Source organism: Rhizobium sp. YS-1r (genome assembly GCF_000757525.1).
Taxonomy (GTDB): domain Bacteria; phylum Pseudomonadota; class Alphaproteobacteria; order Rhizobiales; family Rhizobiaceae; genus Neorhizobium; species Neorhizobium petrolearium.
Map to the genome: position 1 here is coordinate 100,955 of NZ_JPYQ01000012.1, position 14,289 is coordinate 115,243.

Annotated in this window: 13 protein-coding genes; 1 reads left to right on the forward strand and 12 read right to left on the reverse strand. The window is 59.8% G+C overall.

What is annotated here, in order from left to right; genetic code table 11:
* Positions 1 to 307 precede the first annotated feature (307 nt).
* The gene (locus JL39_RS11635) at positions 308 to 871 is read left to right on the forward strand and encodes an FG-GAP repeat protein (protein WP_037150146.1); all 564 of its coding nucleotides are present in this window, start codon (positions 308 to 310) and stop codon (positions 869 to 871) included.
* Positions 872 to 1,182: 311 nt separating this feature from the next.
* On the opposite strand, the gene JL39_RS11640 is transcribed toward JL39_RS11635, so the two are convergent.
* From JL39_RS11640 to nuoK, 12 genes are all read right to left on the reverse strand, one after another.
* Positions 1,183 to 1,866, reverse strand: coding sequence for an ABC transporter ATP-binding protein (locus JL39_RS11640; RefSeq protein ID WP_037150148.1), 684 nt, complete (start codon positions 1,864 to 1,866; stop codon positions 1,183 to 1,185).
* Positions 1,867 to 1,879: 13 nt separating this feature from the next.
* On the reverse strand, positions 1,880 to 3,187 hold the full coding sequence (locus JL39_RS11645; RefSeq protein WP_037150151.1) for a lipoprotein-releasing ABC transporter permease subunit: 1,308 nt from the start codon (positions 3,185 to 3,187) through the stop codon (positions 1,880 to 1,882).
* 61 nt (positions 3,188 to 3,248) lie between these two features.
* Entirely contained in the window at positions 3,249 to 4,574 is a 1,326-nt protein-coding gene (proS, locus tag JL39_RS11650) for a proline--tRNA ligase (RefSeq protein ID WP_037150154.1), read from the reverse strand.
* 529 nt (positions 4,575 to 5,103) lie between these two features.
* Complete coding sequence (locus JL39_RS11655; RefSeq protein ID WP_037150156.1) at positions 5,104 to 5,373, reverse strand: DUF1467 family protein; 270 nt, start codon at positions 5,371 to 5,373, stop codon at positions 5,104 to 5,106.
* Positions 5,374 to 5,495: 122 nt separating this feature from the next.
* Positions 5,496 to 5,879: a PAS domain-containing protein gene (locus JL39_RS11660; protein ID WP_037150159.1), complete on the reverse strand. Its 384-nt coding sequence runs from the start codon at positions 5,877 to 5,879 to the stop codon at positions 5,496 to 5,498.
* 105 nt (positions 5,880 to 5,984) lie between these two features.
* Entirely contained in the window at positions 5,985 to 6,389 is a 405-nt protein-coding gene (mce, locus tag JL39_RS11665) for a methylmalonyl-CoA epimerase (protein ID WP_037150161.1), read from the reverse strand.
* Positions 6,390 to 6,542: 153 nt separating this feature from the next.
* The gene (locus JL39_RS11670) at positions 6,543 to 8,210 is read right to left on the reverse strand and encodes a ribonuclease J (RefSeq protein WP_037150163.1); all 1,668 of its coding nucleotides are present in this window, start codon (positions 8,208 to 8,210) and stop codon (positions 6,543 to 6,545) included.
* Between the two features lie 8 nt (positions 8,211 to 8,218).
* Positions 8,219 to 8,989: a biotin--[acetyl-CoA-carboxylase] ligase gene (locus JL39_RS11675; RefSeq protein WP_037150166.1), complete on the reverse strand. Its 771-nt coding sequence runs from the start codon at positions 8,987 to 8,989 to the stop codon at positions 8,219 to 8,221.
* A gap of 2 nt (positions 8,990 to 8,991) precedes the next feature.
* On the reverse strand, positions 8,992 to 10,434 hold the full coding sequence (nuoN, locus tag JL39_RS11680; RefSeq protein ID WP_037150169.1) for an NADH-quinone oxidoreductase subunit NuoN: 1,443 nt from the start codon (positions 10,432 to 10,434) through the stop codon (positions 8,992 to 8,994).
* 18 nt (positions 10,435 to 10,452) lie between these two features.
* Positions 10,453 to 11,964 carry an NADH-quinone oxidoreductase subunit M gene (locus tag JL39_RS11685; protein ID WP_037150171.1) on the reverse strand — a complete coding sequence of 504 codons (1,512 nt, stop codon included), beginning with the start codon at positions 11,962 to 11,964 and terminating at the stop codon, positions 10,453 to 10,455.
* Positions 11,964 to 13,964: an NADH-quinone oxidoreductase subunit L gene (gene nuoL, locus JL39_RS11690; RefSeq protein ID WP_037150174.1), complete on the reverse strand. Its 2,001-nt coding sequence runs from the start codon at positions 13,962 to 13,964 to the stop codon at positions 11,964 to 11,966. Before nuoL ends, JL39_RS11685 begins: the two co-directional genes overlap by 1 nt.
* Before the next feature lie 7 nt (positions 13,965 to 13,971).
* A complete protein-coding gene (gene nuoK, locus JL39_RS11695) occupies positions 13,972 to 14,280 on the reverse strand; it encodes an NADH-quinone oxidoreductase subunit NuoK (protein ID WP_037150176.1) in 309 nt (102 codons plus the stop codon).
* Positions 14,281 to 14,289 lie beyond the last annotated feature (9 nt).

The following is a 14,289-nucleotide window of genomic DNA, read 5'->3' on the forward strand; positions in this document are numbered from 1 at the left end:
AACGTCTTTCGGATGACGAGGCCTTAAGCGAGACTTCGAGACTTCCCTCACATGGCCATGACGAGCATGGACAGGCTTGCCACGAAGGTGGCGATGGAAGCGAATGCGGCAATGTCACGAAGAATGTCAGTCATCGTCGTCTCCCGTGTTCGTTATGTTTTCAATTTGTTCTCTTTTTGTACAAAAGTCAACAGAAGAACAAAAGGAGAAATCCGGTTTCGGGATTATGGTTAAAATTGGAGAAAAGCCTTTTTCCAAGAGGTTTTGGTGGGCTAGGATTAGCACAACAGACGCAGGAACCTTCCACATGAGAAAACTTGCAATTCTTGTCGCCTATCTCCTTGCCAGCCCGGCGATGGCCGAAGAGGTGATCGATCCCAGCCGAATCGCCGCCGTCGCGACGGGAGATTTTGACCGGGATGGCGACAGCGATCTCGCCATGATCGTGCGTCCGCCACCGAAACACGGCGCGGACGGCAATGGCATCTACATCTATCTCGCCGAACCCTACGAAGGACGGATGACGCTCAAGGCAGCTGCCGCGAACAAAGTGCCCGGCTCGTTTATCTATGCGGGAGAATCGGTTGCAATCGCCGCCTTGCAGAACGGATCAATTCTGGTAACGGCGAAAAACGATACGCCCGGGCAGCGGCATTACGAGATCAGGCTCACGCTTGCCTATCGGAACTCGGATTTCCTGGTGGCGGGCTTCAGCTTTTCGGAGGACGTGCCGGACCCGATCGAATGCGACGTCAACTTGCTGACAGGCAAAGGCAAAGTGAACGGCCAGCCGATCGCCGGCACGCCAGGCGCGGCTCCGGTCGCTCAATGGGAGAACGAGATCGGGCAAGACATCTGCAAGGGGCGATAAGCCGTCTGCCAGCATATTTGCATAGGGGAAACGAGGGGAAGTCCCCCTTGGCGATCACGGTTGTTTTCAGGAGCGGTCGGGACACATCGAGTGCCCCGTATTGAAATTTACAAATGACACGTGACGTATCCCGTTCAGCCAAGTTTTTCCGCGCAACTCCGGTTCCTCTGCGGCGATATGGTCTTACGTCCTTGCACGATGCCCCACGGGGTTGTGTGCGACACACGCGCGACCGACGCAGCGCTGCCGGATCTCTGTGACCGGCACAGGGTAACGGGAATATGGCGCCAATCGCCGGCGCCTAACCGGCCTCACATCTCCACGACCTTGCCGCCCTCAATCGTCACGCGGCGGTCCATGCGGCCGGCAAGTTCGTGGTTGTGGGTGGCGATCAGTGCCGCAAGGCCTGACTGGCGTACCAGCGCCTCCAGCGCATCAAAGACATAGGATGCCGTCTTGGGGTCGAGGTTGCCGGTCGGCTCGTCTGCGAGAAGCACGCGCGGCGCGTTGGCGACCGCGCGGGCGATCGCCACGCGCTGCTGTTCGCCGCCCGACAATTCGGCCGGGCGATGCTCGGCCCGAGGGCCGATGCGCATGTAGTCGAGAAGTTGGGCTGCCCGTTCCTTCGCCTCTGCCTTCGAAAGGCCGGCGATCAGTTGCGGCATCATGATGTTCTCGATCGCCGTGAATTCCGGCAGGAGATGGTGGAACTGGTAGACGAATCCGATCTCCGAGCGGCGAATCGCGGTGCGCTCGTCGTCAGACAAATCGTTACAGGGGCGCCCGCCGATGAAGACCTCGCCGTCATCCGGATGCTCAAGCAGGCCGGCAAGATGCAGCAGCGTCGACTTTCCCGTACCGGACGGCGCGACCAGCGCCACCATTTCGCCGCGCACCAGCTCGAAATCCGCGCCCTTCAGGATCGAAAGCGTGGTGTCGCCCTGGCCGTAGTGACGCTGGACGCCCGAAAGCTGCAAGACAGTTTTGCGTGCCATAAAGGATCGGGACCTATTCGTATCGGAGGGCTTGGACAGGATCGAGCTTCGAGGCCCGCCATGCCGGGAAGATGGTGGCGAGGAAGGAAAGCCCCAACGCCATGACGACCACCGACAACGTCTCGCGGAAGCTCATCTCCGCCGGCAACTGGCTGAGGAAATAGAGTTCCGGATCGAAGAGGACTGTGCCGGAAACCCAGGAGAAGAACTGCCGGATCGATTCGATGTTGAGGCAGACGATGACGCCGAGCACGACGCCGGCGAGCGTTCCGACGATGCCGATCGCGGCCCCGGTCATGAAGAAGATGCGCATGATTGCGCCGGCGCCGGCTCCCATGGTGCGCAGGATCGCAATATCGCTGCCCTTGTCCTTCACCAGCATGATGAGGCCGGAAATGATGTTGAGTGCGGCCACCAGCACGATCAGCGTCAGGATCATGAACATGACGTTGCGTTCCACCTGGAGCGCGGAAAAGAAGGTCTGGTTGCGCTGCCGCCAGTCGGAGATGAATATCTGCCGGCCGGCCGCGGCCTCCACCAATGGCCGGATGCCGTCGACATTGTCGGGATTGTCGACGAAAAGCTCAATCGACTGCACGAGGCCATCGGCATTGAAATAGAGCTGCGACTCTTCAAGCGGCATGTAGATGATCGTCGCGTCATATTCCGACATGCCGATCTCGAAAATGCCGGAGATCGGATAGGATTTCACCCGTGGATTGACGCCCATGGGTGTCACGTCCCCTTCCGGCGAAATCAACGTGATCTGGTCGCCGGCATTCAAGCCGAGCTGGGCCGCAAGCCGCGAGCCGACCAGGACGCCCTGCCCTGAAGCGAAACCGACCAGATCGCCGGACTTGACGTTGCCGGCGACCTCGGTGAGCTTTTCGAGATCTTCCGGACGAACGCCGCGCACAAGCGCGCCTGAACCTGCACCACCGCGGCCGGAAGCCAGCGTCTGGCCTTCCACCAACGGAAGCGCCATCCTGACGCCGGGAACAGCCGCGAATTTCTTGGTGAGCTCGGCATAATCGGTGAACGGCCCGTCGATCGGCTGGACGATCATGTGACCGTTGATGCCGAGGATGCGCGAGATGAGCTCGGTGCGGAAACCGTTCATCACCGCCATGACGATGATGAGGGTGGCGACACCCAGCATGATACCGATGAAGGAAAAGCCGGCAATGACGGAGATGAAGGCCTCGCGGCGGCGCGAACGCAGGTAACGCCAGGCAACCATGCGCTCAAAGGCCGAGAAAGGGCCAGCCGAGGGCGAACGCTCCGCCTTTTCCGCCTCACCATTCGCCGCGACGCTCGCCATGCCGTTTCCTCAATGCCTGACGGTCAAGCCCGCCTTATCCTTGTTCACCGGACCCGCCGGCTTATCGGCCGGCAAGTCTGTTCATCGCCGCTTCGACGGTCAGCGTCTCGCGCTCACCGGTTTTGCGGTCCTTGACCTCGACTTCGCCACCTGCGGCGGAACGGGGTCCGACGATCACCTGAACCGGCACGCCGATCAGGTCGGCGGTCGCGAACTTGGTGCCGGCGCGCTCATCCGTATCGTCGTAGAGCACGTCCTTGCCGACGGTCGTGAGCCCGCCATAAAGCGTCTCGCAGATGCGGTCGCAGGCCTCGTCGCCGGGCTTCATGTTGATGACCACAACGTCGAAGGGCGCGACGGACGCCGGCCAGATGATTCCGTTCTCGTCATGCGATGCTTCGATGATGGCGGGAACAAGGCGGGTCGGGCCGATGCCGTAGGAACCGCCGTGAATAAGGTGTTCCTTGCCATCCGGACCCTGCACCTTTGCCCCCATGGGCTCGGAATATTTCGTGCCGAAATAGAAGATATGGCCAACCTCGATGCCGCGGGCGGACATGCGGTCGGCTTCGGGAATGGCTTTAAAGGCCGCCTCATCGTGCATTTCGGACGTCGCGGCATAGACCGAGGTCCACTTGTCGAAGATCGCCTTCAGCGAGTCGACGTCATTGAAATCGGTGTCGATGCCGGGGATTTCGAAGTTCACGAAATCCTTGTGGGAGAACACTTCCGACTCGCCGGTATCGGCCAGGATGATGAATTCGTGGCTGTGGTTGCCGCCAATGGGGCCGGTATCGGCACGCATCGGGATCGCCCGCAATCCCATGCGCGAGAACGTGCGCAGATACGCGGCGAACATGCGGTTATAGGAGTGGATCGCGTCTTCCTTCGTCAGGTCGAAGGAATAGGCGTCCTTCATCAGGAACTCACGCGAGCGCATGGTGCCGAAGCGCGGGCGGATCTCGTCGCGGAACTTCCATTGGATGTGATAGAGGTTGAGCGGCAGGCTCTTGTAGGACTTGATGTAGGAACGGAAAATATCCGTCACCATCTCCTCGTTGGTCGGCCCAAAGAGCATGGCGCGGTCTTGCCGGTCCTTGATGCGCAGCATTTCGGCGCCGTAGTCATTGTAGCGACCGCTTTCGATCCACAGGTCAGACGACTGGATCGTCGGCATCATGATTTCAAGCGCCCCTGCCCGGTCCTGCTCCTCCCGGATAATCGCGCAGACCTTGTCGAGCACACGTTTTCCCAGCGGCAGCCAGGAATAGATCCCTTGGCTCTGCTGGCGGATCATGCCCGCACGCAGCATCAGCCGGTGGGAGACGATTTCCGCTTCCTTGGGATTTTCCTTCAGGATGGGCATGAAATAACGGGTGAGGCGCATCGAAATTTCCGAGGGTTGCCAGCCTATCCCTTGTCTGATCAGGAATCGGCCATTTCTGGAGTAATATTGCGAGGGTACATAGCCGTTCCGCGTTCTCAAGGGAACCCGCCCCCGCATGAATCGCCTGGATGTTCGCGATTGTGCGCCTGCCACTGCAGATCGCCCAAAAGTGGGGATTTCGTGGCAAGCGTGCGACATTTTTGTCAACTGAAAAATTTTACCCGACTGTGTCAAAAATACAAAAAAATCGGATGACAAAGCCCAACCTTTGAGCTAGGTTCAGCTCACAAAAGAGGCAAGGAGTTCAAATTCTTGCCATTTCGCGGTCAAGTCTTGGGAGGATCAGATCTTAGGCGCGCTTGTTCGCTGCCCCGGCAACGGTGAAGGATCACGCGGAACTAAAACAAGGCTTAACCGCCTTGTTTTTTTTTGCTTTCTCGAAGCCCTGCCTGTTTTGGCCCCGACGGACTGCGCCTCCTATGCCCGCCCAGCATGACAGGAAGATGACAGGTTCCCGTGCTTTTCTGTCCTATTCGAAACTCGGCACGATGACCGGGATATCGGCAATGCCGAAGCCGAAATATGCCGAGACGAGGTGATAGGCCGCATAGAGCACGGCGGAAATCACCGTCGTCAGCAGGATGACGCGGCCGCCGCGGAATTTCGCCGGCGCGCTTTCGACCGTTCCGGTCGTCACCTCGCCCTCCTCCTGCTGGCTGCGATAGCCGAGCGGCAGAACAATGAAGAGCACGGTCCACCAGAGAATGAAATAGATGGCGGCGACCGTCAGGAGGGACATGAGTTGATTTCCGGTTTCAGTTCAGAGAGCGGCGTTATAGGCTGAAAGACAGCAAAGCTCAAACGGGGGCCCGGGGACGCGATGCCGCACCGGATAGTCCGGAGGCAACCTGCCCTCGCTCCCTAAAGGGGCAATTCCACTGTAATCTTTCCCGATGTGATAATGCCGCCGATCAGCGTTGGCAGGCCATTTTGAATGCGGCAGGGCCGACTGTGCACAGTCACCCAAACGGGAGCGGAGTTCTTACGAAGAAGTCTGTGAGAACTCTGGAACGGCGAAGCATTGAGTATCGACTTGTGCTTCTTCTCAGCAAATTCCGGAAGGTCATCAGGATGAACAAGGCTTACATATTCCAACAACCTGATCCCGTCATTCATTTCCTCCTTTGGAAAACCCATGATATTTGCCGCCTTGACATCACCCCACAACAGATCCAGCGCCACATCATAAGTAAAAATTCCACTCTCCAGTAAAGTATCATATTTTCTGCGGGATAATTGGTCCATGAGGTGTCCCTACTCATGACAGGCGATTTATAAATACTATAACGGGCTTCAGGATAAAGGAAGGCAGAGCCAGCCGGGGACAATCAGCTGCGGTTCGTCGCAAGATCAGACCTGTTCGAGCTCAACCAAGGTGCCGTTGAAATCCTTGGGGTGTAGAAACAACACCGGCTTGCCGTGGGCGCCTGTCTTGGGATTGCCGTCGCCGAGCACGCGGGCACCGCCGGCTTTCAGTCGATCCCGGGCTGCGATGATGTCCTCCACCTCGTAGCAGATATGGTGCATGCCGCCTGACGGGTTCTTCTCCAGAAAGGCGGCAATCGGGGAATCCGCCCCCAACGGTTCGAGCAGTTCCACCTTGGTGTTCGGAAGCTCGACGAAGACGACAGTCACGCCATGTTCCGGCAGCGCCTGGGCCTGCGAGACGCGGGCACCGAGCGTATCACGGTAGGTGGTCGTGGCCGCCGCCAGATCCGGCACGGCGATGGCGATATGGTTGACGCGTCCGAGCATGTGGTGTCCTCCGAGTTTGGTGTTGCGAGCCCCTCACTTTCGATTTCTGAAACTTAGCCTTCGGCTAAGATTTTGAAATCGCTTTCTCTCCCGCAAGGAGAGAGATAACCGTGCCGCGCCGATTTTTCAGGAGAGGGGCAATCCGCCCACCCCTCACAACCTCGTCACGAACACCGTCACGACCGGCTTCTTGCCCCAGGCCTCGTTGGCAGCGGCGCGCACCGCGCGGCGAACCGCCTCCCGCAACATATCGAGGTCCTTGCGACGGCCTCGCGGAATGCTCTCGACCGCGCCGAGCACCGCGTCATAGAGCGTATCCTCCATTGCCTCCCCTTCGTCGTCGAGTTCCGGCAGGCCGAAGGCGACGACATCCGGATCGGTCAGGAAATCGTAGCGGTTGTCGAGCAGCACATTGACCGAGACATGTCCGACATAGGAGAGCTTGCGGCGATCGCCAATTCCCATTTCGTCGAAGTCGCCAATCAGCTTGCCGTCCTTGAAGATGCGGCCATGCGGCGCCTCGTCGACCACCTCCGCGGGACCCGGCGCAAGCCGCAGAATATCGCCGTTCCGAACACGCGGGATCGTTTTGATGCCGGCGGATGCCGCAAGCTCGGCCTGCGCCATCAGGTGAGCTGCCTCGCCATGCACCGGCACGAGGATCTGCGGCCGGGTCCATTCGTACATCTTCAGGAGCTCATTGCGGCGCGGATGACCGGAGACATGCACCAGCGCATCCGAATCCGTCACCACGTTGATGCCTTGCTCGATCAAGCCGTTCTTGATCTCGATGATCGCCTTTTCGTTGCCGGGAATGGTGCGCGAGGAGAAAACCACCGTGTCGCCGGATGCCAGCGCCACGTTACGCATCTCGTCGCGGGCGATCTTGGCAAGTGCGGCGCGCGGTTCGCCCTGGCTGCCGGTCAGGATGACGACGATCTTGTCGCGCGGGATATAGCCGTACTCGTCCTCGGCGATGAAGGGTTTCAAGCCCTCCATCAGGCCGACATCGCGGGCGACGTCGACGACACGCTTCAGAGAGCTGCCGAGCAGCAACACCTCGCGACCGGCAGCTTCGGCGGCCTGGGCGACCGAACGGATGCGGCCGACATTCGAGGAGAAGGTGGTGATCGCCACCCTGCCCTCGGCTCCCTCGATGATCTTGCGCAGGCCTTCCGAAACTTCTTCTTCCGACGGAGACACGCCATCGCGCATGGCGTTGGTCGAATCGCACATCACAGCCAGAACGCCTTCGTCGCCAAGCGCACGGAAGCGAACCTCGTCTGTCAGCGGGCCAAGCGAGGGAGCATAATCGATCTTCCAGTCGCCGGTGTGGACCACATTGCCGAGCGGCGTGCGAATGACAAGCGACATGGGCTCGGGAATGGAGTGGTTGACGCCAACCCCTTCGATCTGGAACGGGCCGACCGTGATGCGGTCGCCTGCTTTGAAGATCGTTACCGGAATATCGGCCCGCGACCCCTCGTAATTGCGTTTCGCCTCCAGCATGCCGGCCGTAAAGGGCGAGGCATAGACCGGCACGTTGAGGCCCGGCCAGAGATCGTTCAGCGCGCCGTAGTGATCCTCGTGCGCATGGGTGATGATGATCGCCTTGAGGTTATGGCGCTCGCCGGCGAGATAGCGGATGTCCGGCAGAACGAGATCGACGCCCGGCAGGTCCGGCCCTGGAAAGGTGACGCCGCAATCGACCATGATCCACTGGCGCTTCTGCGGCGTTCCATAGCCGTAGAGGGCGAGGTTCATGCCGATCTCACCCACGCCGCCAAGCGGCAGAAACACCAGTTCTTCCTGTTTTGCCATTTCTTCTCTTATTCCGTTCTCTCGAAAAATACATCACCTGCGGCGATCGGAAGAACTCCGCCCGCGCCTGTATCAAGCATCAAAAATCCCTTGTCATCGATACCTGCGAATGTTCCAACAAGCGAGCGGTCGGAGAGGTTGACGGTGATTTTTTCGCCGATGCCGCAGGCGATCTGCCGCCAGCGCTCGCAGATGATCGTTATGCCGCCCCCCTCATCCCACGCTTCAAGAATACTTGCCATCTCTCTGTAAAGATGCGCAAAAATCTCTTCCGGTGAAATTCCGGCGCCATGATCGACAAGGCGTGTGACGCCATAGGGCGCGCTATCCGGCATGTGGCGGATGTTGATCCCTATGCCGATGACCACCGCGCGGCGGCCATCCGGCAGGCTTTCACCTTCCAGAAGAATGCCACAGGTCTTCCTGCGGCCGATCAGGATGTCGTTCGGCCATTTGACCTCGAGGGCTTCGCTGCCGGGCGGCAATACGGCCTTCACGGTCGCATGGACGGCGACGGCGACCGCAAGCGGCAGAGATGCAAGCCGCTCAGGTGGTGCCGGGTCGATCAGCAGCAGTGAAGCATAGAGATTGCCGGGCTCCGAAGTCCATGCCCGTCCGCGTCGGCCCCGGCCGGCCGTCTGGCGTCTTGCCGTGATCCATAACAAACCGGAATCGCCCGCGCGGGCGCGGGCGAGACATTCGCTATTGGTGGACCCTACCTCGCTCAGTGCCTCATGGCGAAACGCGTCGAGCGAGAAGCGTCCAGTCCTGCGAGCCATCCTCAGAAGAAGGACTTGGCGGCAGCGTTCGCCGCACTGCCGATCGGCCCGCCGAACAGCACATAGGCCGTGACGAAGAGGCCGGAGAGACCGAAGACCAGGCGCAGTTCACCGGAGATGCGGGCGAATTCGCCCTTGGCTTCATCGAACCACATCAGCTTGACGATGCGCAGGTAATAATAAGCGCCCACCACCGAGGTCAAAACGCCGATGACTGCCAGCGCATAGAGCTTGGCTTCGATCGCCGCCACGAAGACAAAATACTTGGCGAAGAAGCCGGCCAGCGGCGGAATGCCCGCCATCGAGAACATCAGCGCCGTCAACACCACCGCCATGAAGGGCTTGGTCGATGCCAGGCCGGCGAGATCGTCGACGTTCTCGACGCTGTCGCCTTCCTTGCGGCGCATTGCCATGATGCAGGCGAAGCAGCCGAGCGTCATGACCATGTAGATCGCCATGTAGAGCGTCACGCCGGAAACGCCGGACTCGGTGCCCGCGGCAACGCCGACAAGCGCATAACCCATGTGACCGATCGAGGAATAGGCCATCAGCCGCTTGATGTTGCGCTGGCCGATCGCCGCGAACGAGCCGAGCAGCATAGAGGCGATCGACACGAAGACGATAATCTGGCGCCAATCGGCGACGATCGGCAGAAAGGCGTCGGAGACGATACGCACGAGGATCGCCATCGCCGCAACCTTGGGGCCGGCAGCGAAGAAAGCCGTGACCGGGGTCGGCGCACCTTCATAAACGTCCGGCGTCCACATGTGGAACGGCACGGCCGAGATCTTGAAGCAGGCACCGGCGAGCACAAAGACCATGCCGAAGACGAGGCCGAGGTGCCGCGTCTCGGAAGAGAGAACACCAGCGATCTGGTCGAAGCCGGTATTGCCGGTAAAGCCGTAGACCAGCGACATGCCATAGAGCATCATGCCGGAGGAAAGCGCGCCAAGCACGAAATATTTCAGGCCGGCTTCCGTCGAGCGCAGGCTATCGCGATTGATGGCGGCGACGACATAAAGCGCCAGCGACATCAGTTCCAGCGCGAGGTAGAATGCGATGAGGTCGTTCGCCGAGATCAAGAGCAGCATGCCGAGAGTGGAGAGCACAAGCAGAACCGGAAACTCGAAACGGTCGAGTTGTTCGGAGCGGGCGTGTCCCACCGACATGATCATCGCGACGAGCGAACCGATCAGGGCAAGGACCTTCATGAAGCGCGCGAACGGATCAAGCTTGAACGCGCCGCCATAGGCTTCGCCGTCGGCCGGCATGAAGATGAGCCAGAGGCCGGCAACGGCAAGCAGTGCCACCGCAAGTCCCGTCACCGTCGGCGCGGACTTCTCGCCGGAGAAAACGCCGATCATCAGGAGAGCGAGCGCACCCACGGCCAGAATAATCTCCGGCATGGAGAGCTGCAGGCTTAGGGAGAGTGTTTCAGCGGTCATGTCCAGTCGTGTCCCGTCTCAGTGCACGTTCAGTGCAAGGTCTTTCGCCGCCTGCAGGGCTGCGGAATAGTTGTTCACCATCAGGTCCACGGAAGCTCTCGTCGCATCGAAGATCGGCGCGGGATAGAAGCCGTAGAAGATGGTAACCGCGATCAGCGGATAGAGGATGAGCTTTTCGCGGGCGGAAAGGTCAAGGAGCGCCTTCAGGCTTTCCTTTTCCAGTGCTCCGAAGATCACCCGGCGATAGAGCCACAGTGCATAGGAAGCCGACAGGATGACGCCGGTCGCCGCAAACAGCGCAACCCAGGTATTGACCCGGAAGACGCCGATGATCGTCAGGAATTCGCCGATGAAGCCCGACGTGCCCGGTAAGCCGACATTCGCCATCGTGAAGATCATGAAGGCGACGGCATATTTCGGCATGTTGTTGACGAGGCCGCCATAGGCCGCAATCTCGCGGGTGTGGAGCCGGTCATAGACAACGCCGACGCAGAGGAAGAGCGCGCCGGAGACGATGCCGTGCGACAGCATCTGGAAGAGCGCGCCCTGCAGGCCCTGAACATTCGCCGCGAAGATACCCATGGTGACGTAGCCCATGTGGGCGACCGACGAATAGGCGATCAGCTTCTTGATATCGACCTGCATCATCGCCACCAGCGAAGTGTAGATGATCGCCAGCACCGACAGCGTAAAGACGAAGGGCGCAAAGTATTCGGACGCCAGCGGGAACATGGCGAGCGAGAAGCGCACGAAGCCGTAACCGCCGAGCTTCAGCATGACGCCAGCCAGGATGACCGAGCCCGCGGTCGGTGCCTGAACGTGTGCGTCCGGAAGCCAGGTATGCACCGGCCACATCGGCATCTTGACCGAGAAGGCTGCGAAACAGGCGAGCCAGAGCCAGGTCTGCATACCGGCCGGGAAGCCGTATTTCAGGAGCTCGGTGATGTCGGTCGTACCGGCCTGCCAGTACATGGCGATGATGGCGAGCATCATCAGCACCGAACCCAGCAGCGTATAAAGGAAGAACTTGTAGGATGCGTAGACGCGATCCTTGCCGCCCCACACACCGATGATGACGAACATCGGGATGAGCGTCGCTTCGAAGAAGACGTAGAAAAGCACGACATCGAGCGCGACAAAGACGCCGACCATGACCACTTCCAGAAGCAGGAAGGCGATCATGTATTCCTTGAGGCGCTTTTGGACCGACTCCCAGCTCGCGAGCACGCAGAACGGCATCAGGAAGGTCGTCAGGATGACGAAGAGCATGGAAATGCCGTCGACGCCGAGATGATAGGAAATGCCGGTGCCGAGCCAGGCATGCTTCTCGATCATCTGGAAACCGGGATTCGAGTTGTCGAAGCCGAACCAGATGAAGAGCGAGACGACAAACGTGAAGATCGTCGTGAACAGCGAGACGTTCAGGATGTTGCGGCGGCCGTAGGGGCCGTCCTCCCGCGTCAGCAACAGGAGAAGAACGCCGACCAGCGGCAGGAAGGTGACCGTCGAGAGAATTGGCCAGTCGGTCATTAGATTGAGCTCCCGAGCATCATCCAGGTGACGAGGGCGGCAATGCCGATCAGCATCGCGAACGCATAATGATAGAGGTAACCGGATTGCAGCTTGACCACCCGGTTGGTGACGTCGACCACGCGGGCGGCAATCCCGTTCGGGCCGTAGGTATCGATGACGCCGATATCACCCTTCTGCCACAGGAACCGGCCAATCGCCTTCGCGGAACGGACGAAAAGGAAATCGTAGATCTCGTCGAAATACCACTTGTTGAGCAGGAACTCGTAGAGGACCTTCTGCGATTCGGCGAGGCGGCGCGGCAGCGACGGCGACTTGATGTAGAAGTACCAGGCGGTGACGAAGCCGATTGCCATGGCGATGAAGGGGCTCCACTTCACCAGCGTCGGCACGTGATGGAACTCCTCCAATATCTCGTTTTCCGGCAGCGTGAAGATCGCGCCCTTCCAGAACTCGGCATATTCGTGGCCGAAGAAGTAGCCTTCGAAAAGCACGCCGGCGAGAACCGCGCCGATGGCGAGCACGTAGAGCGGCACCAGCATCACGCTCGGTGATTCATGCACATGGTGCATGACGTCGGCGGATGCGCGCGGCTTGCCGAAGAAGGTCAGGAAGGCCAGACGCCACGAATAGAAGCTCGTGAAGAGTGCCGCGATCACCAGAAGGGCAAAGGCGAAGCCGGAAACCACCGAATGGGAAGCATAGGCGGATTCGATGATCACGTCCTTGGAGAAGAAACCGGCGAAACCGAACATGGTGCCGGGGATGCCGACACCCGTCAGCGCCAGTGTGCCGATCGTCATCATCCAGAAGGTGATCGGGATATGCGTGCGCAGACCGCCCATGTAGCGCATGTCCTGCTCGCCGTCGACGGCATGGATGACCGAACCTGCGCCGAGGAAGAGCAGCGCCTTGAAGAAGGCGTGCGTGAAAAGGTGGAAGATCGCCGCGCCATAGGCCCCTACCCCGAGCGCCACGAACATGTAGCCGAGCTGCGAGCAGGTGGAATAGGCAATCACGCGCTTGATGTCGTTCTGGACGAGGCCGACGGTCGCCGCAAAGAAGGCAGTGATCGCGCCGATGAGCGTCACGACAGTGAGCGCATCGGGCGACAGTTCGAAAAGCGGCGACATGCGGGCGACCAGGAAGACGCCGGCGGTGACCATCGTGGCAGCATGGATGAGGGCCGAGACCGGAGTCGGGCCTTCCATGGCGTCCGGCAGCCAGGTGTGCAGCAGGAACTGCGCCGACTTGCCCATGGCGCCCATGAACAGCAGCAGGCAGACGGCGGTGATTGCACCAGCCTTGTCGAGCGGCATGCCGAAGAAGTTGACGATGACCTCAGTCGCCTCCGGCGAGCCTTCCGGCGGCAGGTAGGTGGCAGCCGCAGCGAAGATCGTTTCGAGATTGATCGAGCCGAAAAGCACGAAAACGCCGGCAATGCCGAGCACGAAGCCGAAGTCGCCGACGCGGTTGACGATGAATGCCTTCATCGCGGCAGCCGAAGCCGACGGCTTCTTGTACCAGAAACCGATGAGCAGGTAGGACGCCAGACCTACGCCTTCCCAGCCGAAGAACATCTGGGCGAGGTTGTCCGACGTGATCAGCATCAGCATCGCGAAGGTGAAGAGCGAGAGATAGGCAAAGAAGCGCGGCCGGTGCGGATCATGATGCATGTAGCCGATCGAATAGACATGCACGAGCGACGAGACCGTGTTGACGACCACGAACATGACCGCCGTCAGCGTATCGACACGGAAGGCCCATTCGACATCGATGCCGCCGGACTGGATCCAGCGCATCACCGGAACCTTGATCACCTCGCCCGCCTCGCCATGCGCGAGCGCCACATTGAAGAAGACGATCCAGGACAGAGCGGCCGCGATGAGCATCAGGCCGGAGGTGATGTATTCGGAGGCCTTGGCACCGATCTGGCGGCCGAACAGGCCGGCGATCAGGAAGCCGATCAGGGGAAGGAAGACGATTGCCTTGTAGATCATAACCTGATCAGCCCTTCATCATATTGACGTCTTCAACGGCGATCGAACCGCGGTTGCGATAGAAGACGACGAGAATTGCAAGACCGATCGCAGCCTCCGCGGCCGCGACGGTCAGGATGAACAATGCGAAGACCTGGCCGACGATGTCGTTCAGGAAGGAGGAAAAGGCCACCATATTGAGGTTGACCGAAAGCAGTATGAGTTCGACCGACATCAAGATGATGATGACGTTCTTGCGGTTCAGGAAGATGCCGAAGACGCCAAGCATGAAGAGGATGGCGCTGACCGTGAGATAATGGGAAAGTCCGATTTCCATTTTTCTATT